The organism is Ideonella aquatica (genome assembly GCF_018069755.1).
Classification (GTDB): Bacteria; Pseudomonadota; Gammaproteobacteria; order Burkholderiales; family Burkholderiaceae_C; genus Ideonella; species Ideonella aquatica.
The window spans coordinates 34,483-59,985 of sequence record NZ_JAGQDE010000024.1 but is presented as its reverse complement, the minus strand read 5'-3'; the positions used below and the strand labels follow the sequence as shown (position 1 = coordinate 59,985).

General features: G+C 68.4%; 23 protein-coding genes and 1 other RNA gene. 13 read left to right on the top strand and 11 right to left on the bottom strand.

Features of this window, described 5'->3' with window-relative positions; translation table 11 throughout:
- The 10 genes from KAK06_RS19985 to gyrA form a co-directional block, all read right to left on the bottom strand.
- Window positions 1–695, bottom strand: a 695-nt coding sequence (locus KAK06_RS19985; RefSeq protein ID WP_210803921.1) for a tetratricopeptide repeat protein, incomplete at its 3' end; no start/stop codon positions are given.
- The gene (locus tag KAK06_RS19980) at window positions 685–1,008 is read right to left on the bottom strand and encodes a LapA family protein (RefSeq protein WP_210803920.1); all 324 of its coding nucleotides are present in this window, start codon (window positions 1,006–1,008) and stop codon (window positions 685–687) included. The genes KAK06_RS19980 and KAK06_RS19985, both read right to left, overlap by 11 nt.
- A 98-nt stretch (window positions 1,009–1,106) precedes the next feature.
- Window positions 1,107–1,406 carry an integration host factor subunit beta gene (locus tag KAK06_RS19975; RefSeq protein ID WP_210803918.1) on the bottom strand — a complete coding sequence of 100 codons (300 nt, stop codon included), beginning with the start codon at window positions 1,404–1,406 and terminating at the stop codon, window positions 1,107–1,109.
- A gap of 165 nt (window positions 1,407–1,571) precedes the next feature.
- Window positions 1,572–3,257, bottom strand: a complete 1,686-nt coding sequence (gene rpsA / locus KAK06_RS19970; RefSeq protein ID WP_210803917.1) for a 30S ribosomal protein S1 — start codon at window positions 3,255–3,257, stop codon at window positions 1,572–1,574.
- 161 nt (window positions 3,258–3,418) lie between these two features.
- A complete protein-coding gene (locus KAK06_RS19965; RefSeq protein WP_210803916.1) occupies window positions 3,419–5,437 on the bottom strand; it encodes a bifunctional 3-phosphoshikimate 1-carboxyvinyltransferase/cytidylate kinase in 2,019 nt (672 codons plus the stop codon).
- A gap of 35 nt (window positions 5,438–5,472) precedes the next feature.
- Entirely contained in the window at window positions 5,473–6,351 is an 879-nt protein-coding gene (locus KAK06_RS19960; RefSeq protein WP_210803915.1) for a prephenate dehydrogenase, read from the bottom strand.
- A gap of 19 nt (window positions 6,352–6,370) precedes the next feature.
- On the bottom strand, window positions 6,371–7,504 hold the full coding sequence (pheA, locus tag KAK06_RS19955) for a prephenate dehydratase (protein ID WP_210803914.1): 1,134 nt from the start codon (window positions 7,502–7,504) through the stop codon (window positions 6,371–6,373).
- Complete coding sequence (gene serC / locus KAK06_RS19950; RefSeq protein WP_210803913.1) at window positions 7,497–8,591, bottom strand: 3-phosphoserine/phosphohydroxythreonine transaminase; 1,095 nt, start codon at window positions 8,589–8,591, stop codon at window positions 7,497–7,499. Before serC ends, pheA begins: the two co-directional genes overlap by 8 nt.
- Window positions 8,588–9,166, bottom strand: coding sequence for a DUF2059 domain-containing protein (locus tag KAK06_RS19945; RefSeq protein ID WP_210803912.1), 579 nt, complete (start codon window positions 9,164–9,166; stop codon window positions 8,588–8,590). The genes serC and KAK06_RS19945 overlap by 4 nt, the downstream gene beginning before the upstream one ends.
- Window positions 9,163–11,790: a DNA gyrase subunit A gene (gene gyrA / locus KAK06_RS19940; RefSeq protein ID WP_210803911.1), complete on the bottom strand. Its 2,628-nt coding sequence runs from the start codon at window positions 11,788–11,790 to the stop codon at window positions 9,163–9,165. The genes KAK06_RS19945 and gyrA overlap by 4 nt, the downstream gene beginning before the upstream one ends.
- Window positions 11,791–12,061: 271 nt before the next feature.
- On the opposite strand from gyrA, the gene ompA reads away from it, so the two are divergent.
- From ompA to ssrA, 4 genes are all read left to right on the top strand, one after another.
- Window positions 12,062–12,724, top strand: a complete 663-nt coding sequence (gene ompA, locus KAK06_RS19935; RefSeq protein WP_210803910.1) for an outer membrane protein OmpA — start codon at window positions 12,062–12,064, stop codon at window positions 12,722–12,724.
- Window positions 12,725–12,864: 140 nt separating this feature from the next.
- Window positions 12,865–13,569: a bifunctional 2-polyprenyl-6-hydroxyphenol methylase/3-demethylubiquinol 3-O-methyltransferase UbiG gene (ubiG, locus tag KAK06_RS19930; protein WP_210803909.1), complete on the top strand. Its 705-nt coding sequence runs from the start codon at window positions 12,865–12,867 to the stop codon at window positions 13,567–13,569.
- Window positions 13,566–14,231: a phosphoglycolate phosphatase gene (gene gph / locus KAK06_RS19925; protein ID WP_210803908.1), complete on the top strand. Its 666-nt coding sequence runs from the start codon at window positions 13,566–13,568 to the stop codon at window positions 14,229–14,231. The genes ubiG and gph overlap by 4 nt, the downstream gene beginning before the upstream one ends.
- A 14-nt stretch (window positions 14,232–14,245) precedes the next feature.
- Window positions 14,246–14,617: a transfer-messenger RNA gene (gene ssrA / locus KAK06_RS19920) on the top strand.
- Between the two features lie 64 nt (window positions 14,618–14,681).
- Here ssrA and KAK06_RS19915 read toward each other — a convergent pair.
- The gene (locus KAK06_RS19915) at window positions 14,682–16,505 is read right to left on the bottom strand and encodes a DUF885 domain-containing protein (protein ID WP_247653002.1); all 1,824 of its coding nucleotides are present in this window, start codon (window positions 16,503–16,505) and stop codon (window positions 14,682–14,684) included.
- A gap of 115 nt (window positions 16,506–16,620) precedes the next feature.
- Here KAK06_RS19915 and KAK06_RS19910 point away from each other — a divergent pair, with 115 nt between their 5' ends.
- The 9 genes from KAK06_RS19910 to glnL all read left to right on the top strand — a co-directional run bounded on the left by KAK06_RS19910 (window position 16,621) and on the right by glnL (window position 25,494).
- Entirely contained in the window at window positions 16,621–17,433 is an 813-nt protein-coding gene (locus KAK06_RS19910) for a TIGR00266 family protein (RefSeq protein WP_210803906.1), read from the top strand.
- Between the two features lie 117 nt (window positions 17,434–17,550).
- Entirely contained in the window at window positions 17,551–18,588 is a 1,038-nt protein-coding gene (locus tag KAK06_RS19905) for a YncE family protein (RefSeq protein ID WP_210803925.1), read from the top strand.
- The gene (locus KAK06_RS19900) at window positions 18,572–19,363 is read left to right on the top strand and encodes a polysaccharide deacetylase family protein (RefSeq protein WP_210803924.1); all 792 of its coding nucleotides are present in this window, start codon (window positions 18,572–18,574) and stop codon (window positions 19,361–19,363) included. The genes KAK06_RS19905 and KAK06_RS19900 overlap by 17 nt, the downstream gene beginning before the upstream one ends.
- Window positions 19,360–20,388, top strand: coding sequence for a sterol desaturase family protein (locus tag KAK06_RS19895; RefSeq protein ID WP_210803905.1), 1,029 nt, complete (start codon window positions 19,360–19,362; stop codon window positions 20,386–20,388). The genes KAK06_RS19900 and KAK06_RS19895 overlap by 4 nt, the downstream gene beginning before the upstream one ends.
- Before the next feature lie 14 nt (window positions 20,389–20,402).
- Window positions 20,403–21,275, top strand: a complete 873-nt coding sequence (locus KAK06_RS19890; RefSeq protein ID WP_210803904.1) for an EI24 domain-containing protein — start codon at window positions 20,403–20,405, stop codon at window positions 21,273–21,275.
- The gene (locus KAK06_RS19885; RefSeq protein WP_210803903.1) at window positions 21,272–22,057 is read left to right on the top strand and encodes a competence/damage-inducible protein A; all 786 of its coding nucleotides are present in this window, start codon (window positions 21,272–21,274) and stop codon (window positions 22,055–22,057) included. The genes KAK06_RS19890 and KAK06_RS19885 overlap by 4 nt, the downstream gene beginning before the upstream one ends.
- Before the next feature lie 274 nt (window positions 22,058–22,331).
- Entirely contained in the window at window positions 22,332–23,747 is a 1,416-nt protein-coding gene (glnA, locus tag KAK06_RS19880) for a type I glutamate--ammonia ligase (protein WP_210803902.1), read from the top strand.
- Window positions 23,748–23,893: 146 nt separating this feature from the next.
- A complete protein-coding gene (locus KAK06_RS19875) occupies window positions 23,894–24,400 on the top strand; it encodes a hypothetical protein (protein WP_210803901.1) in 507 nt (168 codons plus the stop codon).
- Window positions 24,400–25,494 (top strand): nitrogen regulation protein NR(II), encoded by a 1,095-nt coding sequence (gene glnL / locus KAK06_RS19870; RefSeq protein ID WP_210803900.1) that lies wholly within the window; start codon window positions 24,400–24,402, stop codon window positions 25,492–25,494. The genes KAK06_RS19875 and glnL overlap by 1 nt, the downstream gene beginning before the upstream one ends.
- Window positions 25,495–25,503 lie beyond the last annotated feature (9 nt).

Here is a 25,503-nt window from a genome sequence, read left to right as displayed (position 1 = left end):
GCCGCGTCGCCCAGGCGCAGTGCGCGCTGGCCGGCCAGCAGCAGCGGCCGCGGCGCATTGGGCGCGGCGGCGCGGGCGGTGGCCAGCGCGGCGGCGGCCTGGTCGGGCTGGCCGCGGCCATCGAGCTCCAGCGCCCGCTCGCACCAGTGGTGGGCGATGCGGGTGCCAAAGGCGCCGGTGCCCAGCTTCTCGAGCGCGGCGGCGGTCTCGGCGGCGTGCTCCCACTCGCGCGATCGCTCGTACAGGCCCAGCAGCGCCAGCCGGGCGTCGGTGTCGAAGGGGGTGCCCTGCAGCGCCTGGTAGGCCTGTTCGGCGCGGTCGAACAGGCCGGCCTTCATGAAGTCCTGCGCCAGCTCGTGCTGCACGCGGTCGCGGTCGCTGGTGGCCAGGTCGCCGCGGTTCAGCAGGTGCTGGTGGACGCGCACCGCGCGCTCGAACTCGCCGCGGCGGCGGAACAGGCTGCCCAGCGCGAAGTGCAGCTCGGTGGTGTCGGGGTCGTGCTGGACCGCCTCGATGAAGGCGTCGATCGCCTTGTCCTGCTGCTCGTTGAGCAGCAGGTTCAGGCCCTGGTAGTAGGCGCGCGGTGAATCGGACTGAGCGCGCTTCCACTGGCGCAGGTCGATGCGCGAGGCCAGCCAGCCCAGGCCGAAGGCCAGCGGCAACCCCAGCAGCAGCCAGGAGAGGTCAAATTCCATGCGCGCGGGCGTCGGTGAGGTCGTTGACCGAGGGGGCGGTGGGCACCGCGGGCACCTGTGCCGGCTCGGCGGGTGGCGCCACGGGCGGCACGCTGCGCTGGGCCAGCCGGCGCTGGCGCCACCACGACGGCGCCATCGCCAGCACGCCCAGCACCAGCCCGGCCCCGAAGGCGGCCAGCACCACGAAGACCATGCGCGTCTCCCAGGCGTGGCCGAAGAACCAGTTCAGCGACACGAGGTGCTGGTTGTTCAGCGCGAAGGCGAACAGCGAGAAGAAGATGAAGGCTCGCAGGAGCCAGACGATGAAGCGCATCGGCGGTCCGGGGGGAATCGATGCATTGTAGGCAGCCGCGACACCAAAAAAAGAAAGGGCCCCGAGGGGCCCTTTCACTGGTGTCGGTGCGCAGCCTCTCAGGCCGGATCGGCCGGCAGGCTGGCGTCCACGCCTTCGCGCAGCGCCTTGCCCGGCTTGAAGTGCGGCACCAGCTTCTCGGGGATCGTGACCTGCTCGCCGCTTCGGGGATTGCGCCCCACGCGCGGCGGCCGGCGGTTGATCGAGAAGCTGCCGAAGCCCCGGATCTCGATGCGGTGGCCGCGGGCCAGCGCATCGGACATCGCGTCGAGCATGGTCTTGACCGCGAACTCGGTGTCCCGCTGCGTGAGCTGCGAGAACCGTTCCGCGAGCTTGTTGACCAGATCAGAACGGGTCATTGGAGCCCCTCGCGCGGCGAGTACGCCGCACGATCCCCCGAGGGGGCGAGGGTGGGCAGGAAGCCTCCAGTGGAGGCTTCCTGGATCCGAGCGGCCGGCTTGGGAGCGGCCCGGCGCTCGGCCCGGCTCGCTTCACAGGTCATCCGGATCATCTCGGTTGATCGATCAGTTGCCGCCCTGGTCCAGCTTGGCGCGCAGCAGGGCGCCCAGGCTGGTGGTGCCGGCGTTCTCGCGCTCGTTGGACTGCGACAGACGCTGCATGGCTTCCTGCTGGTCGGCCTGGTCCTTGGCCTTGATCGACAGCTGGATGTTGCGGGTCTTGCGATCGACGTTGACGATCATCACCGAGACCTCGTCGCCTTCCTTCAGCACGTTGCGGGCGTCTTCGACGCGGTCGCGGCTGATTTCGGAGGCGCGCAGGTAGCCCATGACGTCGTCGGCCAGCTGCACTTCGGCGCCGCGCGGATCGACGGTCTTGACGACGCCGTTGACCAGCATGCCGCGGTCATTGACCGAGGTGAAGGTGGCGAACGGGTCCCCATCCAGTTGCTTGATGCCCAGCGAGATGCGCTCGCGCTCGACATCGATGCCCAGGACGATGGCGTCGACTTCCTGGCCCTTCTTGTAGTTGCGCACGGCGGTCTCGCCCGGCTCGTGCCAGGACAGGTCCGACAGGTGCACCAGGCCGTCGATGCCGGCGGCCAGGCCGACGAAGACGCCGAAGTCGGTGATCGACTTGATCGGGCCCTTGACGCGGTCGCCGCGCTTGACCGTGGCGGAGAACTCCTCCCACGGGTTGGCCTTGCACTGCTTCATGCCCAGCGAGATGCGACGCTTGTCCTCGTCGATCTCCAGGACCATGACTTCGACTTCCTCGCCCAGGGTGACCACCTTGGAAGGCGCGACGTTCTTGTTGGTCCAGTCCATTTCGGAGACGTGCACCAGGCCTTCGATGCCCGGCTCGATCTCGACGAAGGCGCCGTAGTCGGCGATGTTGGTGACCTTGCCGAACAGGCGGGTGCCCTGCGGGTAGCGGCGAGCCACGCCCATCCAGGGGTCATCGCCCAGCTGCTTCAGGCCCAGCGAGACGCGGTTCTTCTCGGCGTCGAACTTCAGGACCTTGGCCTGCAGTTCCTGGCCGACGGTGACCACTTCGCTCGGGTGACGGACACGGCGCCAGGCCATGTCGGTGATGTGCAGCAGGCCGTCGATGCCGCCCAGGTCGACGAAGGCACCGTATTCGGTGATGTTCTTGACCACGCCGTTGACGATCGCGCCTTCGGTCAGGGTCTCGAGCAGCTTGGCGCGCTCTTCGCCCATCGAGGCTTCCACCACGGCACGGCGCGACAGCACGACGTTGTTGCGCTTGCGGTCGAGCTTGATGACCTTGAATTCCATGGTCTTGCCCTCGAACGGCGTCATGTCCTTGACAGGACGCGTGTCGAGCAGCGAGCCGGGCAGGAAGGCGCGGATGCCGTTGACCAGCACGGTCAGGCCGCCCTTGACCTTGCCGCTGACGGTGCCGGTGACGAAGTCGCCCGACTCCAGCGCGGTTTCCAGCGACAGCCACGAGGCCAGGCGCTTGGCCTTGTCGCGCGACAGGATGGTGTCGCCGTAGCCGTTCTCGACGGCGTCGATCGCCACCGAGACGAAGTCACCGACCTGGACTTCGACTTCGCCCTGGTCGTTCTTGAATTCTTCGATGGGCACATACGCTTCGGACTTCAGGCCGGCGTTGACCACGACGTGGCTGTGCTCGATACGGACCACCTCGGCGGAGATGACCTCGCCGACGCGCATGTCGGCGCTCTTCAGCGATTCCTCGAAGAGGGCGGCAAAGGATTCTTGCATTGTGTTTCCTGGGCCGGCGGCGCGCCGCCGGTGTTGGCTGCAGACCAGGCGGCCTGCGGGTTGAGGTTGACGAGATCACCACCCCCGGCGGTGCTGTGCGCACCAGGAGGGAGGGGCGGTGGGCCCTGGGTGGCTGCCGATCGCGCGGCCCGAGCAAGCGCTCAGGCCAGGCGGCCAAACGGCCGGCGCTCGTGCCACCAGCCCAGGCAGCGTTGCACCGATTCCTCGATGCCCAACTGCGAGTTGTCCAGCAGCACGGCGTCTTCCGCGGGCTTCAGGGGCGCTGCCGAGCGGTTCATGTCCCGCTCGTCGCGCGCCCGGATGTCTGCGCGAAGACTGTCGATATTAGCGGAAATTCCCTTAGAAATCAACTGCTTGTAGCGGCGCTCGGCGCGCTGGTCGGCGCTGGCGGTGAGGAAGACCTTCAGCGCCGCGCCCGGGAACACCACGGTGCCCATGTCGCGGCCGTCGGCCACCAGGCCCGGCACGCGGGCAAACGAGAGCTGCACGTCGTGCAGCGCCTGGCGCACCGCGGGGTGGACGCTCACCTGCGAGGCCAGCGCGCCGGTGGTTTCCAGGCGCAGCTCGTCGCTGATGTCGCGGCCGTCCAGCCAGACCTGCTGGCCCTGGAAACGCAGCGCCATCGCGGCCGCCACCTGGGCGACGCCCGCGCCATCGTCCAGTGCCACGCCCGCCGCCCGGGCGGCCAGGGCGGCAGCGCGGTAGAGCGCACCGGAGTCCAGCAGGTGGTAGCCCAGGCGCTCGGCCAGCTCGGCCGCCAGCGTGCCCTTGCCCGACGCCGTGGGGCCATCCACCGCGATCACCGGCACCGCGCCGGGCAGCGGCTCGACCAGGCTGAACAGCGCCTCGAAATAGTCGGGGAAGGTCTTGGCCACGCACTTCGGGTCGGCAATGCGCACGGGCACCGATCCGCCGGCCAGCGGGTTGAAGGCGGCCAGCGACAGACACATCGCCATGCGGTGGTCGTCGTAGGTGTGGATGTGCGCGGCGCGCCAGGCGTGCAGGGGCTGCACCTCGATGAAGTCGGGGCCTTCGGTGACCGTGGCGCCCAGCTGCCGCAGCTCGGTGGCCATGGCGGCGATGCGGTCGGTCTCCTTGACGCGCCAGCTGGCGATGTTGGTCAACCGGGTCGGGCCGTCGGCATACAGCGCCATCACCGCCAGCGTCATGGCCGCATCCGGGATGTGGTTGCAGTCCAGCGTGATGCCCTTGAGCGGCCAGGCGCCGCGGCGCACCTCCAGCCAGCCGGGTCCGCCGCTGACCTGCGCGCCCATCGCCTGCGCCGCCTCGACAAAGCGGATGTCACCCTGGATGGCGTCCAGGCCCACGCCCTCGATGCGCACCGGTGCATCGGTGCCGGCGATCGCGCCCAGGGCGATGAAGTACGAGGCCGAGGACGCATCGCCCTCGACATGGATGCTGCCCGGGCTGCGGTAGGCCGAGCCCTGCGGGATGGTGAACCGCTGCCAGCCCTCGCGCTGCACCGTGATGCCAAAGCGCGCCAGCAGGTTCAGCGTGATCTCGATGTAGGGCTTGGAGATCAGCTCGCCGACCACCTCGATCACCACCGGCCCGTCAGCGCTGACCAGCGGCAGCGCCAGCAGCAGTGCGGTGAGGAACTGGCTGGAGACGTCGCCTCGCACGGGGATGGGGCGGGCGGTGTGCAGCGCATGCACGGCGCCGTCGCCCACGCGCAAGGGCGGATAGCCCGGCTGGCCCAGGTCGGCCACCGGGCAGCCCAGCGCGCGCAGCGCGTCGACCAGGTCACCGATCGGGCGCTCGTGCATGCGCGGCACGCCAGAGAGTTCGAACGCGCCGCCCTGGGTGGCAGCCAGCACCGCCAGCGCGGCGGTCAGTGGCCGCATGGCGGTGCCCGCATTGCCCAGGAACAGCTGGGCCTGGCGCGCCTGCAGGTGGCCGCCCAGACCGGTGACGTGCAGCACGGCGCCGTCGCGCTGCAGCGTGCAGCCCAGTTGCTCCAGCGCGGCCAGCATCACCCGGGTGTCGTCGGAATCGAGCAGGTCATGCACCGCGGTGCTGCCCTCGGCCAAGCCGGCCAACAGCAGCACGCGGTTGGAGATGCTCTTGGAGCCCGGCAGGCGCACGGTGCCGCGGGCGCTGACGAGGGGCGGCAGGTCGAGGAAGGCGGTGTCGAACATCGGTCGGCGGCCGGCGACACAGCACCGGCAGGGGATCAGTTGTGGCGGGCGCCGGAACTCAGGCGCCAGTGGCTGCGGGCCTGCGAGACGCCCTGGATCAGCGCCTCCAGCGACTCGCCGTGGCAGTCCTGCAGCGCCTTCTCGAGCACGCCCAGCGCGCCGCGGAAGCGCTCGGACTGTTTGATCACTTCCTCGCGGTTGGCGATCAGGATGTCGCGCCAGATAGCGGGGTCGGAGGCGGCGATGCGCGTGAAGTCGCGGAATCCCGGCCCGGCCAGCGCCAGGAACTGCTCGCTGTCCTTTTGCTGCAGCAGCCCGGCCATGTAGGCGAAGGCCAGCAGGTGGGGCAGGTGGCTGACGGCGGCGAAGGCGGCGTCATGGGCCTCGGGCGTCATCACCTGCACATGGGCGCCCACGGCGGTCCAGACGGCGCGGGCCTGGTCGACCAGGCCGGCATCGGTCTGGGCGATCGGGGTGAGGATGACCTGGCGGTCGCGGTAGAGCTGGGCGTCAGCGTGCTGCACACCGGCCTGCTCCTTGCCGGCAATCGGGTGCGCCGGCACGAAGGCCGGTGCGCGCTCCTTGAGCACGCGGCGCACCGCGTCGACCACGTCGCGCTTGGTGCTGCCCACGTCCATGAACAGCGTGGCCGGTGTCACCAGATGGCGGATGGCGCGCAGCGTGGCGTCGGTGGCGGCCACCGGCACGGCCAGCAGCACGATGTCGGCGCCGGAGACCGCCAGCAGTGCGGACTCGGCCACCTGGTCGATCACGCCCAACTGGCGCGCCTTCTCGGTGGTGGTGGGCGACTTGCTGTAGCCGATCACCTTGTCGACCAGGCCGGCCTCTTTCAGCGCCAGCGCGAAGGAGCCGCCCATCAGGCCGCAGCCGATCAGGCCGAGTTGCTTGAACATCGCCATGGTCTGAGGGCCTTCAGTGGACGTCGACGGGGTAGGTGCCCAGCACCTTGAAGAAGGCGCAGGCCTCGCGCAGCTCCTTCATGGCCTGGTCCACGCGCGGCTCGTCCGGGTGGCCTTGCAGGTCGATGAAGAAGTAGTACTCCCACTGGCCCGAGCGCGCCGGGCGTGATTCGAGCCGGCTCATCGACACGCCGTGCTTTTTCAGCGGTGCCAGGATGTCGTACATCGCGCCCGGCCGGTTGTTCACCGAGACCACCAGGCTGGTGCAGTCGTGGCCCGAGGCCTTGGGTGCCGGGTGGCGGTGCGGGTCGGTGACGATGGCGAAGCGGGTGCGGTTGTGGGCGTCGTCCTGGATGGCCGGGGCGACCACGTGCAGGCCGTACTCATTGGCCGCACGCACGCTGGCGATGCCGGCCAGGCGCGCATCCTGACCCGCCAGGCGGGCGCCCTCGGCATTGCTGGCCACCGGGCGGCGCTCGGCCTGCGGCAGGTGCAGCGACAGCCACTCGTGGCACTGCGCCAGCGCCTGCGGATGGGCGCAGACGGCCTCAACGGCGTCGAGCGAGTTGTCCTTGCGCAGCAGGTTGTGGCGCACGAACAGGCTGGTCTCGCCGATGATGAACAGCGGCGTGGTCAGGAAGATGTCCAGCGAGCGCGCGACCATGCCCTCGGTGGAGTTCTCGACCGGCACCACGCCGAAGTCGGCCACGCCGGCCGAGGTGTTGCGGAACACCTCGTCGATGCTGGCGCAGGGCACGCGCACGATCGAGCTGCCGAAGTAGCCCAGCGCCGCTTCTTCACTGAAGGTGCCGGCCGGGCCCAGGTAGGCCACGCGCGTGGGGGTTTCCAGCGCGCGGCAGGCGCTCATGATCTCGCGCCAGATCGGGGCGATGTTGTCGTTCTTCAGCGGGCCGGGGTTGCCGGCCTTGAGGCCGTCGATGACCTGGGCTTCGCGCTCGGGGCGGAAGACCACCGAGCCTTCCTTCTTCTTGATCTCGCCCACCTGCAGCGCGATGCTGGCACGGCGGTTCAGCAGCGCCAGCAGGTCGCGGTCGAGGGCGTCGATCTGGTCGCGCAGCGCCAGCAGCGCCGGCTGGGCGGCGGCCTGGGTGTCGCCCGGCGGCGGTTGGATCGGTTCATCAGCCATGGCGGCGGGCGAAGTCCTGCAGGTAGGTGACCAGCGCCTGCACACCGGCCAGCGGCATGGCGTTGTAGATCGAGGCGCGCATGCCGCCCACGCTCTTGTGGCCCTTGAGTTGCAGCAGCCCGGCCTCGCGGGCACCCGCCAGGAAGGGCTCGTTCAGGCGCTCGTCGGCCAGGAAAAAGGGCACGTTCATCCGCGAGCGGGCGTCGCGGGCGACGCGGTTGGCGTAGAAGCCGCCGTTGTCGTCGAGGTAGCCGTAGAGCAGCGCAGCCTTCTCGAGCGCGCGGCGCTCCATCTCGGCCACGCCGCCCTGCGCCTTGATCCACTGGAAGACCAGGCCGGCGATGTAGATGCCGTAGGTGGGCGGCGTGTTGTACATCGAGGCGTTGTCGGCCACGTTCTTGTAGTCGAAGGCCGAGGGCGTGATCGGCAGCGCATGGCCCAGCAGGTCCTCGCGCACGATGACAATCGTCACGCCGGCCGGGCCGATGTTCTTCTGCGCACCGGCGAAGGCCAGGCCCACGCGCGACCAGTCGATGCTGCGCGAGAGCACGTGTGATGAGCAATCCACCACCAGCGGCGCGCGGTGGCCCAGCGCGGCCAGGTCGGGCAGGGTGTGCATCTCGACGCCGTGGATGGTCTCGTTCGAGCACACATGCACATAGGCGGCGTTGTCGCGCAGTCGCCAGCTGGCCGGCGCGGGCAGCGTGGTGTGACGGTCGGCCTCGTTGCTGGCCGCGGCCTGCGCGTCAGCGTACTTGCGCGCTTCTTGCAGCGACTTCTGGCTCCAGGAGCCAGTGACCACCACGTCGACCGCGCCGCCGCGCGAGCAGTTCATCGGCAGAAAAGCGTTCTCGCCCAGACCGCCACCCTGCATGAACAGGATGCGGAACTGCGATGGCACCGCCAGCAACTCGCGCAGGTCGCGCTCGGCCGCGTCGTAGATCGAGATGAATTCCTTGCCGCGATGGCTCATCTCCATCACGCCCATGCCGCTGCCGTGCCAGTCCAGCATCTCGGCCGCGGCCTGCTGGAGCACAGGCTCCGGCAGCATGGCCGGGCCGGCCGAGAAATTGAAAGGTCGCGTCACTTGCGGGCTCCGGACGCCGCCGGCTTGGGCGCCGACGCGGCCGGGCCGGCGGCCGCAGCCGCCTTCAGCTTGGCCATGACCGTCTGCTCCAGCGCCTTGAGCTTGGGCTCGACCGTGGCGCGCGTCTCGCTGACCACGCGCTCGGAGATGCGGCCCGGCAGCTGGCCGCCGATCTCGCTGTATTTCTTGGACGCGGGCGATTCCAGGAACGCAATGACCAGCTTCAGCTCGTCCTCGCTGAACTTCTCTTCCAGCAGCGCCGGGGCGATCGTCTGGCCCACCTTGCCGGCGCGTTCGGCCAGCATCGGCGCGACGCCGTCGTAGAACTTGCGCACCTCGGCCTGGATCTCCTTGCCCACCGCCTCGCGTCGGTCCGCCGGCAACTGGCCCAGGGCCTGGCCGGCCGCGGACAGCATCTGCTGTGCCGGCTGGCTGGCCACACCGCGGCCAATGGCCTCGTAGTCGGCCTGCTGCAGGGCCACGACGCGCGCCACCAGCTCCTTCTTGGTCTGGGCCCAGGCCGGTGCGGCTGCGATCAGGGCGGCCAGCGCCAGCAGGGTGAAACGGTGCGTCATTCGGTGTCTCCGGGGGTGTCTTCGGCGTCAGTGCCTTGTTCGTTGGCGTCGTTCTCGACGATGCGCTGCAGGCCCGACAGCTTGGCGCCGTCGTCCAGCGCGATCAGCGTGACGCCCTGCGTGGCGCGGCCCAGCTCGCGGATCTCGGCCACGCGGGTGCGCACCAGCACGCCCTTGTCGGTGATCAGCATGATCTCGTCCTCGGCGCGCACCAGCGTGGCGGCCACCACCTTGCCGTTGCGCTCGCTCTGCTGGATCGCGATCATGCCCTTGGTGCCGCGGCCGTGGCGGGTGTATTCAACGATGCTGGTGCGCTTGCCGAAGCCGTTCTCGGTGGCGGTGAGCACGCTTTGAGACTCGTCCTCGGCCACCAGCATGGCAATGACGCTCTGTCCGTCTTCCAGCATCATGCCGCGCACGCCGCGGGCCTGGCGGCCCAGCGGCCGTACATCGTCTTCGTCGAAGCGCACCGCCTTGCCGCCGTCGCTGAACAGCATCACGTCGTGGTGGCCGTCGGTCAGTGCGGCGCCGATCAGGAAGTCGCCCTCGTCCAGGTCGACGGCGATGATGCCGGCCTTGCGCGGGTTGCTGAACTCGTCCAGCGCGGTCTTCTTGACCGTGCCACGCGCGGTGCACATGAACACATAGTGGTCGGCCGGGAAGCTGCGGAACTCGCCGGTCAGCGGCAGCACCACGGTGATCTTCTCGCCCGGCTGCAGCGGGAACATGTTGACGATGGGCTTGCCGCGGCTGCCGCGGCCACCCTGCGGCACCTCCCAGACCTTCAGCCAGTAGACGCGGCCGCGGTCAGAGAAGCACAGGATCCAGTCATGGGTGTTGGCGATGAAGAGCTGGTCGATCCAGTCATCGTCCTTGGTGGCCGTGGCCTGCTTGCCGCGACCACCGCGCTTTTGTGCGCGGTACTCGGTGAGGGGCTGGCTCTTGATGTAGCCGGTGTGGCTGAGCGTGACCACCATGTCGGTGGGCGTGATCAGGTCTTCGGTGCCCAGCTCCTGCACGTTGTGCTCGATGGTGCTGCGGCGCGCGCCAATCTTGGTCTGGCCGAACTCGGTGCGCAGGGCAGTGAGTTCGTCGCCGATGATCGTGGTGACGCGCTCGGGCTTGGCCAGGATGTCCAGCAGATCGGCGATCTGCGCCATCACGTCCTTGTACTCGCCGACGATCTTGTCCTGCTCCAGGCCGGTCAGGCGCTGCAGGCGCATCTGCAGGATCTCGCCGGCCTGGTCGTCGGACAGGCGGTACAGGCCGTCGGCCTGCATGCCGAAGTGCATCGGCAGGCCTTCGGGGCGGTAGGCCGCGGCGCCGCCGGGGTTCTCGCCCTCGGCGCGTGACAGCATCTCGCGCACCAGCGACGAGTCCCAGCTCTGTGCCATCAGCGCGGCCTTGGCCATCGGCGGCGTCGGCGACTCCTTGATGATGCGGATGAACTCGTCGATGTTGGCCAGCGCCACCGCCAGGCCTTCCAGCACATGGCCGCGCTCACGCGCCTTGCGCAGCTCGAACACGGTGCGCCGGGTCACCACCTCGCGGCGGTGCTCCAGGAAGATCTCCAGCAGCTGCTTGAGGTTGCACAGCTTGGGCTGACCATCGATCAGCGCCACCATGTTCATGCCGAAGGTGTCCTGCAGTTGGGTCTGCTTGTAGAGGTTGTTGAGCACCACCTCCGGCACTTCGCCGCGCTTCAACTCGATCACCACCCGCATGCCGGACTTGTCCGACTCGTCCTGGATGTGGCTGATGCCCTCGATCTTCTTTTCATGGACCAGCTCGGCGATGCGCTCGAGCAGGGTCTTCTTGTTCACCTGGTAGGGGATCTCATCGACGATGATCGCCTGGCGCTGGCCGCGGTCGATGTCCTCGAAGTGCACCCGGGCGCGCATCACCACGCGGCCGCGGCCGGTGCGGTAGCCCTCGCGCACGCCGCTCACCCCGTAGATGATGCCGGCGGTGGGGAAGTCGGGGGCGGGGATGATCTCCATCAGCTCGTCGAGCGTGGCCTCGGGCGTGCGCAGCAGGTGCAGGCAGGCGTCGACCACCTCGTTGAGGTTGTGCGGCGGGATATTGGTGGCCATGCCCACCGCGATGCCGGCGGCGCCGTTGACCAGCAGGTTGGGCAGCCGCGTGGGCATGACCAGCGGCTCGGTCTCGGAGCCGTCGTAGTTCGGACCGAAGTCGACGGTTTCCTTGTCGATGTCGGCCAGCATCTCGTGGGCGATCTTGGCCAGCCGGATCTCGGTGTAGCGCATCGCCGCCGCGCTGTCGCCGTCGACCGAGCCGAAGTTGCCCTGGCCATCGACCAGCATGTGGCGCAGGCTGAAATCCTGGGCCATGCGCACGATCGTGTCGTAGACCGCCGTGTCGCCGTGCGGGTGGTACTTACCGATGACGTCACCGACGATACGGGCCGACTTCTTGTAGGGTCGGTTCCAGTCGTTGTTCAGCTCGTGCATCGCATAGAGCACGCGCCGGTGAACAGGCTTGAGGCCATCGCGGGCGTCGGGCAGGGCCCGACCCACGATCACGCTCATCGCGTAGTCCAGGTACGAACGCCGCATCTCCTCTTCGAGGCTGATCGGCAGGGTTTCCTTGGCGAACTGGGTCATGGGGTCGGCGCGGGTCTGCGTGGAGCGCAGAACGGTGGCGGGGCGCGATAAGGCCGAAACCGGGCATTCTAAAGGGGGTGCCCTGTCGCGACGGCGCAACAGGCTGTGTCCTGCGACCACGCCCGGCGCCCAAAATGCGGTGCATCCGACGCCCTATGGCACAATGAGTCGTCGGTGGTGAGCGCTCGCAAGGACCGGGTGTTTGCCAGGTTATCTCGCTTCCGATTTGGACGTATCGCAGGCCTCTGCGGCTTTCCTTGAGAGGAGAATCATGAAGAAACTGAACAAGGTGGCAATGCTGTTCGCAGCTGCCGCGCTTGCTGCCCCGATGTCGAGCGCCTTCGCCCAGAAGACCAACGACAACTGGGTGAATGCTGATGGCTCGCTGGTGTGGAAGAACGGCACCAACGAACTCTGCTGGCGCGATGCCAACTGGACGCCCGCCACGGCTGCGGCCAACTGCGACGGCGCTCTGAAGCCGGCCGCTCCGGCCCCGGCACCCGCCCCGGCTCCGGCCCCGGCGCCGATGCCGCCGAAGCCGGCTCCCGTGCCGCCGAAGGCTCCGGCCGCCCCGGTCAGCGAGAAGGTCACCTACGCTGCCGACGCCTTCTTCGACGTCGACAAGTCGGTGCTGAAGCCTGAAGCCAAGGCCAAGCTGGACGACCTGGTTGCCAAGACCAAGGGCATGAACCTGGAAGTCATCATCGCCGTCGGCCACACCGACAGCGACGGCTCTGACGCCTACAACCAGAAGCTGTCGGTCCGCCGCGCTGACTCCGTGAAGGCCTATCTGGTCGGCAAGGGCGTCGAGAAGAACCGCGTCTACACCGAAGGCAAGGGCGAGAAGCAGCCGGTCGCCGACAACAAGACCCGTGAAGGCAAGGCGAAGAACCGCCGCGTCGAGATCGAGGTCGTCGGTACCCGCAACAAGTAATCCGCTTCGTCGGATGCTTCAAAACCCCGCCTAGGCGGGGTTTTTCACTTGTGCGCCCGCTCCGCGCCCGCTTCGGCGGGTTTTTTCGCTGGCGCGCCCGCTCCGGCGGGATGCGTCGTTTCTGGCCTACCATCACGCCCATGAGCATCAACGCCGACCCGCAGGAACTGGACAAGTTCGGAGATCTGGCCCACAAGTGGTGGGACCCCGACGGCGAGTTCCGCCCCTTGCACCAGATCAACCCGCTGCGCCTGGACTGGATCGCCGAGCAGGTCCCGCTGTCTGGTGTCCGGGCACTGGATGTGGGCTGCGGCGGCGGCATCCTGGCTGAATCCTTGGCCCGCCGAGGTGCCCAGGTCACCGGCATCGACCTGTCGACCAAGCCGCTGAAGGTGGCCCGCCTGCATGCCATGGAGGCCGGCGTGGCCGTGGACTACCGCGAGGTGGCGGCTGAGGCGCTGGCCGCCGAGCAGCCGGGGGCCTTTGGCGTGGTCACCTGCATGGAGATGCTGGAGCATGTGCCCGAGCCGGCCTCGGTGGTGCAGGCCTGCGCCACGCTGGCCCAGCCCGGGGGCTGGGTGTTCTTCTCCACACTCAACCGCAATTTCAAGTCCTGGCTCTTCGCGATCGTCGGCGCCGAATACCTGCTGAAGATGCTGCCGGCGGGCACCCATGACCACCACCGCTTCATCCGCCCCAGCGAGTTGTCGCGCTGGGTGCGTGACGCAGGCCTGGAGCTGGCGTCGATGCGGGGCATGGAATACAACCCGCTGACCGGCCGCTACTGGCTCAGTCACGACACCAGCGTGAACTACCTGATCGCCTGCCGCAAGCCGCTCGCATGAGCTCAGGCGTGCAGGTGGTGCTGTTCGATCTGGACGGCACCCTGGTTGACAGTGCGCCCGATCTGGCCGGCGCCGCCAATGAACTGCGTGCGCGCCACCAGCAGCCCGCCATGCCCTTCGATGCCCTGCGCCCGATGGTGGGGGCGGGCGCGCGTGGCATGCTGGGCGTCGCCTTCGGCGTGGCGCCCGGCGACCCGGACTTCGAGCCGCTGCGCGAAGCTTTCCTGTCGCTCTACGAAGCGCGCATGCTGCGTGAGACGCGGGTGTTCGCCGCGATGGACCCGGTGCTGCAGCGCCTGGAAGCGGCTGGCCTGCGCTGGGGCATCGTCACCAACAAGCACGAGCGCTTTGCCTGGCCGGTGATCCAGGGTCTGGGGCTGGACCGCCGCGCCTCGGCGCTGGTGGCTGGCGACACCACGCCGCACGCCAAGCCGCATCCCGCGCCTCTGCTGGAAGCGGCCCGCCAGGCGGGCGTGGCGCCCGAGGCCTGCATCTACGTCGGCGACGACCTGCGCGACATCCAGGCCGGCCGCGCCGCCGGCATGGCCGCGCTGGCCGCCGCCTGGGGCTACCTGGGTCAGGGCGAATCCATCGACGACTGGGCGGCCGATGCCGTGCTGCGTGTCCCGGCCGATCTCTTGAACTGGCTGAATCTGGCCTAAACTACTTGCTTCCTGGGGCCGACCTGGTTTCGACGTGGGTGCGGAGTCGGGATAGGGCATGCCGAGCACCAGTTCGCTCGTAAAACCACTGGAAACAAGTAACTGCGAACGACGAACGTTTCGCCCTCGCCGCTTAACACCGGTGAGCCTCTCAGCAGTTGGCCGATGGGCTGCGTCTGAGGTCGCAAGACCAAAGACAGAGAGGTCATTCACATTGGCTGGTCGACCGGTGGGCCACTCACCAGGCGACGAGACTCAGTGGCTGGCATCCCGGGCAGCGTGCTGCTGCGCGGCACGGGGTGTGAGAACCAAATCAGTCAGCTAAGCATGTAGATCTACCTGGCGATGGCTTGCGGACGGGGGTTCAATTCCCCCCGGCTCCACCATCACATCGGCACGCGCTGGCGTGCCTGAGCAAGGCCCCGCTGCTTCAATGCAACGGGGCCTTGCTCATTTCGGCTGGGGCTGCGTGTCCAGCATCAGCGCGCGAATGGCGCTGACCGGCGCGTTGCCGTAGCTCAGGAACTGCTCATTGAAGTCCTTCACGCGGAAGCGCTCGCCCAACTGGGCCTGGCGCGCCGCGCGCAGCGCCATGATGTCGTTGTAGCCGCTGAAGTAGCTGGTCAGCTGCACCGAGGTGAGGGTCACGCGGCGCCATTTCTCGCGCGCTTCCTGCCGGGTCTGGAAGGCCTGCCGGGTCAGCAGGTCCACGCCTTCGGCTTCGGTCATGCCCTGTACGTGGACGCTGTAGTCCAGGATGGCGTTGGTGACGCTGCGCAGGTTCCACTTGCACCACATCAGCCACATCTCGGGCGCCTGGTCGCCCCAGCCGTTCTCCAGCATCATGCGTTCGCTGAAGACGGCCCAGCCCTCCACCATGGCGCCATTGCCGAACAGCGTTTTCACCAGCGAGCGCGAGCGGTTGGCATGCACCAGTTGCGTGTAGTGGCCCGGCACGGCCTCGTGGATGTTGAGGATCTGCAGGATCCAGTGGTTGTACTCACGCAGCGTGCTTTCGGCCTGCTCGTCGCTCAGGTCATCGAGTGGCGTGACGTTGTAATAGGTGCGGTCCTGCGGGCGGTAGGGCCCCGGGGCATCGATGCCGGCACCGGCCACGCCGCGCTGGTACACCGGCGTTTCACGCACCACCAAGGGCTTGCGCGGGTCCTGGCTGATCAGGTCTTTCTGGCGCACCCAGGCCTGCAGCGTGGCGATCTGGCGGCGGATCTCGGGGTAGAACTCGGCGCGGGCGACGTGCCGGTGGCTGAGACGCTCGATCACCTGCCCGATCAGCGGCAGACGGTCGGTCGGTGGGCTGGCGGCGCCCATCCACTGTGGCCACAGGCTGCGGGCCAGCTCGGTCATCTGGGCCAGCAATTGCTCGCGGGCCTGCAAGGCCGCTTCATAGGTCTGGGCGGCGCTGCGCTCGGACTGGATCTCCAGCCGGAACTTCGGCTCGTAGAGATCGGCGCCCAGGCGGAATGGGCGGGCGTAGCCGGGCTCGGCATCCATGCGGCGCAGCTGGGCGCGCAGGAACTCGACATAGCCGGCCACCGCGGCCTTGGCGTCGGCCAGCCGGGCCTCGAACTGGCGATGCTCGGCGGCGCCCAGGGCTTTGGAGGCGCGTGCGGCGCGTCCCAGCTCGTCCAGCACCGATAGGTTGCCGGGCGCTTGCTCAATGGCCAGCTGGGTATGCTCGCGCGTGGGTCGTTCGATGGCCTGCTGCGCGGCCTGGTAGTAGGCTGGGATGCCCTGGATTCGCTGCAGCAGCAGACGCAGGCGCCGGGGCTCGGGGGCAAAGCGGGTCTGCAGCATCAGGTCGATCGGGCCGGCCACGCTGTAGCTGGACGGATCCCAGCTGTACTGGCGCAGCACTTCCAGCTCGAAGCGGTCCTGGTCGAGCTTGTTGCGCAGCTGGACCAGGTCGGTGCGCTGGTGGACACCCAGCGACTGGGCGCTCACCGCATCCAGCCGCTGCTGCCATTGGGTGACGAAGGCCAGCCGTGCCGCGCGGGCCGCGGCATCGGGCACGGGCAAGCGGCCGCTGCCCTCGTAGCGGCCGGCATAGATGGCGCCGTCGGGGTCGATGCGCCACAGGGCCTCGATGAAGGCATGGCTTGTCGAGGCAAAGTCTCGCGGCGTGCTGGCGGCCTGGTGCGCGGCGGCGGTGGCGGCCACGCCGGGCACAGGCGCCAGGAGCAGGCCGGCCGCCAGGGCGGTGGTCACCAGCGGTGCGTGGGCGCGGCGGCGCCAGGGGGTCAGGACTGGGCTCATGGTGACAGTCAGCATAGCGCGCCCACGCCGCCTGCGACCATCCGGAGCGAACCAGGGGGCATCGCGCCTTGGTACGATGCGCGCCGTCCCAGATACCCCCGAACAGGAGAGAAACATGGCCATGGATGTGGTGGACTACGAGATCAAGGGCTCGGAAATGCAGTTCGTCGAGGTCGAACTCGACCCCGGCGAGGCGGCGGTCGGCGAGGCCGGCAGCCTGATGTTCATGGAGGCCGGCATCGGCATGGATACCGTCTTCGGTGACGGCTCCAACCAGGGCGGTGGCTTTTTCGGCAAGCTGCTGGGCGCTGGCAAGCGCCTGATCACCGGTGAGTCGCTGTTCACCACGGTCTACACCAACAACGCGCCAGCCAAGCAGCGCGTCGCCTTTGCGGCACCGTACCCGGGCAAGATCATCCCCATGGACCTGCGCCAGATGGGTGGCATGCTGGTTTGCCAGAAGGATGCCTTCCTGTGCGCGGCGCGTGGCGTGTCGCTGGGCATCTACTTCCAGCAGAAGCTGTCGGTGGGCTTCTTCGGCGGCGAGGGCTTCATCATGCAAAAGCTTGAAGGCGATGGCCTGGCGTTCGTGCATGCCGGCGGCACGGTGGTCAAGCGCGAGCTCAAGCCGGGCGAGACCCTGCTGGTCGACACCGGCTGCGTGGTGGCCTTCACACCCAATGTGAACTTCGAGATCCAGTACGTCGGCAAGATCAAGACCGCGCTGTTCGGCGGCGAGGGCCTGTTCTTCGCCAAGCTCAGTGGTCCGGGCACGGTGTGGCTGCAGAGCCTGCCGTTCTCGCGTCTGGCCAGCCGCGTGTTCGCCGCTGCGCCGCAGATGGGCGGCTCGCGCGAGGAGGGCTCGGTGCTGGGCGGCATCGTCGGCGGCGGTCTGCTGGGCGGCGTGTTGGGTGGCGACGACGAGTAAGGGACTTTCGGCCCGGGCGAGCACTTGGCAACGCCGAGGCTGGCATGTCCATGCGGGTTGTCCCAGGGTCGCGTCTACACTGGCAGGTTCGCTGTTTCTGGTGCTGACGTGACCCTTGTGAACCGCCCCTTCCGTGCCCTGGCGGGCGTTGTGGCCAGTGTGCTGACCGCCGCATCGCTGCTGGGCGCGGCGCCGGCCGCTGCCCAGCCAGCCGCTGTGGCGCCGCCGCCGGGTCAGCGACCGATCTTCGTGCTCAACTCGCTGGACGCCAATGTCAGCGTCATCGATCCGGTCAGCTTCAAGGAGATCAAGCGCATCCCGGTGGGCAAGGAGCCGCACCACCTGTACCTGACGCCGGACGAAAAATCGCTGCTGGTGGCCAATGCGGTGGGCGACACCCTGACCTTCATCGACCCCCTGACCGCCACGGTGCAGCGCACGCTGACCGGCATCGTCGACCCCTACCAGCTGCGTTTCTCGCCCGACATGAAGTGGTTCGTCACGCTGGCCAACCGGCTCAACCATGTCGACATCTACCGCTGGCAGCCCGAGAGCAGCACCGAGCCGATGAAGCTGGTCAAGCGCATCGCCACCGGAAAGACGCCCAGCCACCAGTGGATCGACAGCAAGAGCTCGGTGGTCTATGCGTCGATGCAGGACAGCAGCGAGCTGATCGCGGTGGATCTGGCCACCCAGAGCATCCGCTGGCGCGTGCCCACCGGCTCGCTGCCGGCCGATGTCTACCTCACGGCCGATGACAAGACGCTGTTCGTGGGGCTCACCGGCGACCGCTTTGTCGAGGTCTATGACGTCTCCAGCGGTCCGGCCAAGCTGATCAGGCGCATCGAGACCGGCGAGGGCGCACATGCCTTCCGCGCGCTGGGCGACAAGCGCCACATCTTCGTCAGCAACCGCGTGGCGAACACGGTCAGCATGATCGACACCCAGCGCATGACCGTGGTGCGCACGCTGCCCGGCCCGGGCGGCCCGGACTGCATGGACGTGTCAGCCGATGGCAAGACGCTGCTGCTCAGTTCGCGCTGGGCGCGCAAGGTCACCTGGGTCGACATCGAGCAGGGCAAGGTGATCCGCCAGGTCAATGTGGGACGCTCGCCCCATGGGATCTACACGCTGGACCATGCGCCGCGGCAGTGACGCGCTGCGGCGCGGGCTGCTGCTGGCCGCGGTCGCCTGGCCGCTGGCGGCGGGCGCCGCCTGCGATCGACCGATCTATCTGAGCTTCGACACTGGCCACATGGGCGTGGCGCCGCTGGTGGCCGAAGTCTTGCAGCGTCAGCAGGTGCCCGCGGTCTTCTTCCTGGCCAATGAGCGCACGCTGGACGGTGGCGGCAGTCTGGATGATCGCTGGGCGCCGTGGTGGAAAGCGCGGGCCGAAGAGGGCCATGTGTTCGGCAGCCACACCTTTGACCATGTCTACTGGCGCGCCGACCGCGCGGACGGCGGCTTCGACATGCGCCCCAGTGCCGGCCCGCGCAGCGGCCAGGCGCTGCGCTGGAGCGCGCAGGACTACTGCCAGGAACTCGAGCGCGTGCGCACCCGCTTCACGCAGATGACCGGCCGCAGCATGCCGCGCCTGTTTCGTGCGCCGGGTGGCAAGACCTCGCCGGCCCTGCTGCGGGCGGCGGCGTCCTGCGGCTGGGCGCACGTGGGCTGGAGTCCGGCGGGCTTCCTGGGCGACGAGTTGTCCAGCGACCGCTTCCCCAACCGTCAACTGCTTGACAAGGCGCTGCGCGACATCCGGCCCGGCGATGTGCTGCTGGCCCACCTGGGCATCTGGTCGCGCCAGGACCCCTGGGCGCCGGCGGTGCTGGAGCCCTTGATCACCGGCCTGAAGGCCCGCGGCCTGTGCTTTGCGTCGCTGCGCGATCACCCGACCTACCGCGCGGCGCTGGCCGCGTCGGCGCCATGAGCCTCATCGACAGCCTCAACGCCGCGGTCGATGCGCTGACTGGCGCCTTCGGCGACGCACAACAGGCCCTGTTCGAAGGCGTGGTGCAGCCGCTGCTGTTCCACGCCGGGCTGGGCTCGTTCATCAGTGATGGTTTTGACGCCACCGGCTGGCTGCTGGTCGGCCTGCTGCAGATCACCGCCATGCTGCTGCTGATCGCGCCATTGCAGCGTTGGCGGCCCGACGAGGCGCCAGCGGCCACGCCGCAAGCCCGGGCCGAGCGTCGGCGGGCGGTGCGCGTCGATGTGCTCTACACGCTGATCCACCGGCTGGGCCTGTTCCGCGTGGCGCTGTTCTTCGCAGTCGATCCGCTGTTCAACGCGCTGTTCGGCTGGCTGGCGGTGCACGGCGTCGACGGCTGGCACCTGGATCAGTGGATCGCCCCCTGGTGGCCGGGGGTCAGCGACACGCAGCTGGCCGGCTTCCTGGTCTATCTGCTGGTCTTTGACCTGCTGAACTACGGGCTGCACCGCGCCCAGCACCAGTTCAACTGGTGGTGGGCCCTGCATGCAGTGCACCACAGCCAGCGCCACGTGACGATGTGGAGCGACAGCCGCAACCACCTGCTCGACAGCCTGATCGTCGACGCCGTGTTCGTGCTGGCGGCACGGGTCATCGGCGTGGCACCGGGCCAGTTCGTGGCGCTGATCGCCTTGTCGCAGCTGGTCGAGAACCTGGCGCACGCCAATCTGCGCCTGTCCTTTGGCTGGCTCGGCGAGCGGCTGCTGGTGGGGCCGGCCTTCCATCGGCGCCACCACGCCGCCGGCCTCGGCCACGAGTCGCATGGCAAGGGCACGCTGGGCGGCTGCAACTTTGCGGTGCTGTTCCCGCTGTGGGACTGGCTGCTGGGCACCGCCGATTTTCGCCATGACAACGGGCCCTGCGGCATCCGCGACCAATGGCCTGACGAAGGCGCGCGCGACTACGGCGGCGGCTTCTGGGCACAGCAGCGCCTGGGCCTGCTGCGCCTGTGGGGCCGCGCCTGACTTATCCTGCACCCATGAAGCTGCTGCTCGACTCCTTCTGGCGCGCCGGCGCCTACCTGTTCCTGCCCCGGGTCATGGGCCTGACCGTGCTGCCACTGCTGCTGTCCTCGGTGCTGGCGGTCGGGCTGGGCTGGCTGTTCTGGGAGCCGGCGGTGTCCGGTGTGCGGGCCACGCTGGAGGGCTGGTCACTGGTGGCCGCGATGCTGCAGTGGATCGAGGTGAACCTGGGTGCCGCCTGGCGTTCGCTGGTGGGGCCGGTGATCGTGCTGGCACTGGCGGTGCCCTTGGTCGTGGTGCTGAGCCTGCTGTTGGTGGCCTGGTTGGCCACGCCCGCCGTGGCCCGCCTGGTGCGCGAGCGGCGCTTTCCGGCCCTGGAGCAGCGCCATGGCGCGTCCTTCGTGACCGCTGTGCTGTGGTCGGTGGGCTGCACGGCCGTGGCGATGCTGGCGCTGCTGGTGAGCATGCCGCTGTGGCTGATCCCGCCGCTGGTGCTGATCATTCCACCGCTGATCTGGGGCTGGCTGACGCGCCAGGTGATGGGCTTTGACGTGCTGGCCGACACCGCCAGCGCCGCCGAGCGCCGCACGCTGGTGGCCGAGCACCGCTGGCCGCTGCTGCTGATTGGCGTGGTCACCGGCTACCTGGGTGCGGCGCCGTCGCTGATCTGGGCGGTGGGCGGCGCGGCAGCCTTGATCTTCGCACCGGTGATGATCGCGGTGGCCGTGTGGCTGTACACGCTGGTGTTTGCCTTCGCGGCGCTGTGGTTTGCCCACTATGCGCTGGCGGCGCTGGATGAACTGCGCCGCCGCCAGACGGTCGAGGTGGTGCCCGTCGAGCCACCTGCGGCACCGCTGCCTCCGGTCACCGACGCTCCGAGGTTGCCATGAGTTTCGGCCTGCTTGTGATCGGCGACGAGATCCTCTCTGGTCGCCGCCAGGACAAGCACCTGCCCAAGGTGGTCGAACTGCTTGGTGCGCGTGGCCATGCGCTGGGCTGGGCGCAGTTCATCGGTGACGACCGGCCGCGCATCATCGCCGCGCTGAAGGAGGCGCGCGCCAGCGGCGACATCGTCTTCTCCTGTGGCGGCATCGGCGCCACGCCCGACGATCACACGCGCCAGTGCGCGGCACTGGCCGCCGGTCTGCCGCTGTCCCTGCACCCGGGTGCCAAGGCGCTGATCGAGGAGCGCATGCGTGAGGTGGCTGCCGAGCAGGGCGTGGCCTGGGAGCCCGACCGGCCCGACAACGTGCACCGCCTGAACATGGGCGTCTTCCCGGAAGGCGCCACGCTGATCCCCAACCCGTACAACAAGATCCCCGGCTTCAGCCTGGGCCGTCTGCATTTCGTGCCGGGCTTTCCGGTGATGGCGCACCCGATGATCGAGTGGGTGCTCGACACCTGCTATGCCGACCTGCGGCCGCTGCCGCATGCCGAACATGCGCTGTACGTCCACAACGGCCTGGAGGCCACGCTGACGCCGTTGATGGAGTCCATCGAGGCGCGGTTCACCGGCGTGCGGGTCTTCAGCCTGCCCAGCGTCGACCATCCGCAGCGCGGCCGGCACATCGAACTGGGCGTCAAGGGCGAGCCGGCGCTCGCGGCCCAGGCCTTTGAGGCGCTGAAGGACGGGCTGGCGGCCTTTCCCGCCTTGCGCGTCAGCACCGAATGAGGGCGTTCGCGTTGCACCATGGTGGTGCAATGAGTTCACCAAATCAGTGCAATCTCGGAAGGTTTGGCCGTCAAGTCCCGCGCGCCAAGGGGCACTTGGGCCACTGAATCGCGCCGGTCGATCACCAGATTTGGGCACGCTTTCTGCTACATTCCGCCCGCTGCAGTCGGGTTCCACGGGTGAACCCTGAAATGGGGCCTCCCACGGCCCGACCGCCGTCCCCGGATTTCATTCCCGAATCTTCTCAGCCAACCATCCGCCAGGAGCCTTTCTGATGGCCAAGACCGTCGCCGACGTGATGAAGCTCGTGAAGGACAACGACGTCAAGTTCGTTGACTTCCGCTTCACCGATACCCGTGGCAAGGAACAGCACGTCTCCGTGCCCGTGTCCGCTTTTGACGAAGACAAGTTCCAGTCGGGCCATGCGTTCGACGGCTCGTCGATCGCCGGCTGGAAGGGCATCGAAGCGTCGGACATGCTGCTGATGCCGGACCCGAACACGGCCAACATCGACCCGTTCTTCGAAGAGCCGACGCTGATCCTGACCTGCGACGTCATCGATCCCACCGATGGCAAGCCCTACGAGCGCGATCCGCGCTCGCTGGCCAAGCGCGCTGAGGCCTACATGAAGGCCTCGGGCCTGGGCGACGTCGCCTACTTCGGTCCGGAACCCGAGTTCTTCGTGTTCGACAGCGTGCGCTGGGGCAACGAAATGGGCGGCTCGTTCTTCAAGATCGAGTCCGAGGAAGCCGCCTGGAACTCCAGCAAGGAGTACGAGCACGGCAACACCGGCTACCGTCCCACCGTCAAGGGCGGCTACTTCCCGGTCCCGCCGGTCGACAGCGGCCAGGACATGCGCTCCGAGATGTGCCTGCTGCTCGAGCAGCTGGGCATCCCGGTCGAAGTGCACCACCACGAAGTGGCCAACGCCGGCCAGATGGAAATCGGCACCAAGTTCAGCTCGCTCGTTCAGCGCGCTGACTGGCTGCAGCTGCAGAAGTACATCATCGTGAACGTGGCCCATGCCTACGGCAAGACCGCCACCTTCATGCCCAAGCCCATCGTTGGCGACAACGGTTCCGGCATGCACGTGCACCAGTCGGTCTGGAAGGACGGCAAGAACCTGTTCGCGGGCGACGGCTATGCCGGCCTGAGCGAGTTCGCGCTGTACTACATCGGCGGCATCATCAAGCACGCCCGCGCGCTAAACGCCATCACCAACCCCGGCACCAACAGCTACAAGCGCCTGGTCCCCGGTTTCGAAGCCCCGGTCAAGCTGGCCTACTCGGCCAAGAACCGCTCGGCCTCGATCCGCATCCCCTACGTGGCCAACCCGAAGGGCCGCCGCGTGGAAGCCCGCTTCCCGGATCCTTCCGCCAACCCGTACCTGTGCTTCGCCGCGCTGCTGATGGCGGGCCTGGACGGCGTGGAGAACAAGATCCACCCGGGCGAGGCCGCCACCAAGGACCTGTACCACCTGCCGCCGGAAGAGGACGCGAAGATCCCGACCGTCTGCCACAGCCTGGACCAGGCCCTCGAGTACCTGGACAAGGACCGCGCGTTCCTGACCAAGGGCGGCGTGTTCACCGACGCCTACCTCGATGCCTACATCGACCTGAAGATGCAGGAAGTCACCCGCTTCCGCATGGCCGTGCACCCGGTCGAGTACGACATGTACTACGCCCTGTGATCCCTGGCGGGATCGCACGCGAGAGGGACGGCCTGGCCGTCCCTTTTTCTTTGGGGTTGAGCCCCGGCGTCGGCCGGTGGTCCGGTCCGAGCGTTGATCCCCAGCCTGTCATCCCGCTGCGCTGCCAATCCAGCGACAATGCCGCCATGCGATCCTCTCCCGCTCCCCGTGCCTCTGGCGCGTTGCTCGTCCTCGGTCTGTGCCTGCCTGCGGCGTCGGCCGTCCAGGCCCAGGCGGGCTCGCAGGTGTACTACGTCTGCCCCGGCAACGTGTTCACCAACACCATCACCGCCAAGGAAGCCGAGCAGCGCGGCTGCAAGGCCCGCGAAGCCCAGCAGCCCACCTCGGTGGCCATGCCCAAGGCGCGCCCCGCACCGTCGGGCTCGCCCGCCAGCGCCAAGGTCAATGACGCCGACCAGCGCGCCCGCGAGAGCGACGCCCGCCGCATTCTTGAATCCGAGTTGGCCAAGGAAGAAGCCGCGCTGGAAGCCCTGCGCCGTGAGTACAACAATGGCGAGCCCGAGCGCCGTGGCGACGAAGTCCGCAATCCGCAGAAGTACATCGACCGGGTGGCCGAGATGAAGGCGGCGATCACGCGCAAGGAAGCCGACATCGCCGCACTGCGGCGCGAGATCAGCAAAGTGGCCTCGTGATGGCCGTGCGACCGGCGGGCGCGGTGCCCAGTGAGCGCCACTGGGAGGCCTTCGACCAGCTCGCCACGATGGTCGCGGTGGTGCGCCCCGACGGCCAATGCCTGTTCGTCAACAGCGTGCTGGAGTCGGTGATCGGCCTGTCGCGCCGCACGCTCACGTCGCGTTCTCTGCTGGAGTGGTGCCGCGAGCCGGCCCAGCTGCTCGAGGCCCTGCAGGCGCTGGCGGCCAACCAGTTCTCCACCCGCCGCTTCGAGAGCGCACTGCGCCGTGCGGTGGTGGGTGCCACCGAGCCGCTGCCGGTGCACTTCATCGTCAGCCAGATCGATCACTCGCACGAGCGCCTGCTGGTCGAGATGATCGAGATCGAGCAGCAGACCCGCCAGGACCGCGAGGAACGCGTGGCCGGCCAGTCGCAGGTCACGCGCGAGCTGATCCGCAACCTGGCGCACGAGATCAAGAACCCGCTGGGCGGCATCCGCGGCGCGGCGCAGCTGCTGGCGCTGGAGCTGCCCTCGCCCGAGCTGGGCGAATACACCCAGGTCATCATCCACGAGGCCGACCGGCTGCAGGCCCTGGTCGACCGCCTGCTGGCGCCGCACCGCAAGCCGCACATCGTCAGCGACGTCAACATCCACGAAGTCTGCGAGCGCGTGCGCTCGCTGGTGCTGGCTGAGCATCCGCGCGGCCTGCAGGTGCTGCGCGACTACGACGCGTCCATCCCCGAGTTCCGCGGCGACCGCGAGCAGCTGATCCAGGCGGTGCTCAACATCGTCCACAACGCCTGCCAGGCGCTGGCCGAACAGATCGACAACGGCGATGCGCGCATCGTGCTGCGCACGCGCGTGTCGCGGCAGGTGACGATTGGCAAGCAGCGCTTCCGACTGGCACTGGAATTGCATATCCAGGACAACGGACCGGGCGTCCCCGAATCGCTGCGAGACCGCATCTTCTACCCGCTGGTATCGGGGCGGGAGGGCGGCTCAGGCCTCGGGCTCACGCTGGCGCAGACTTTCGTGCAACAACACCAGGGCACGATCGAATGCGACAGCGAGCCGGGACGCACGGTCTTCAAGATCGTGATTCCGTTGCCCTGAGCACCCTGC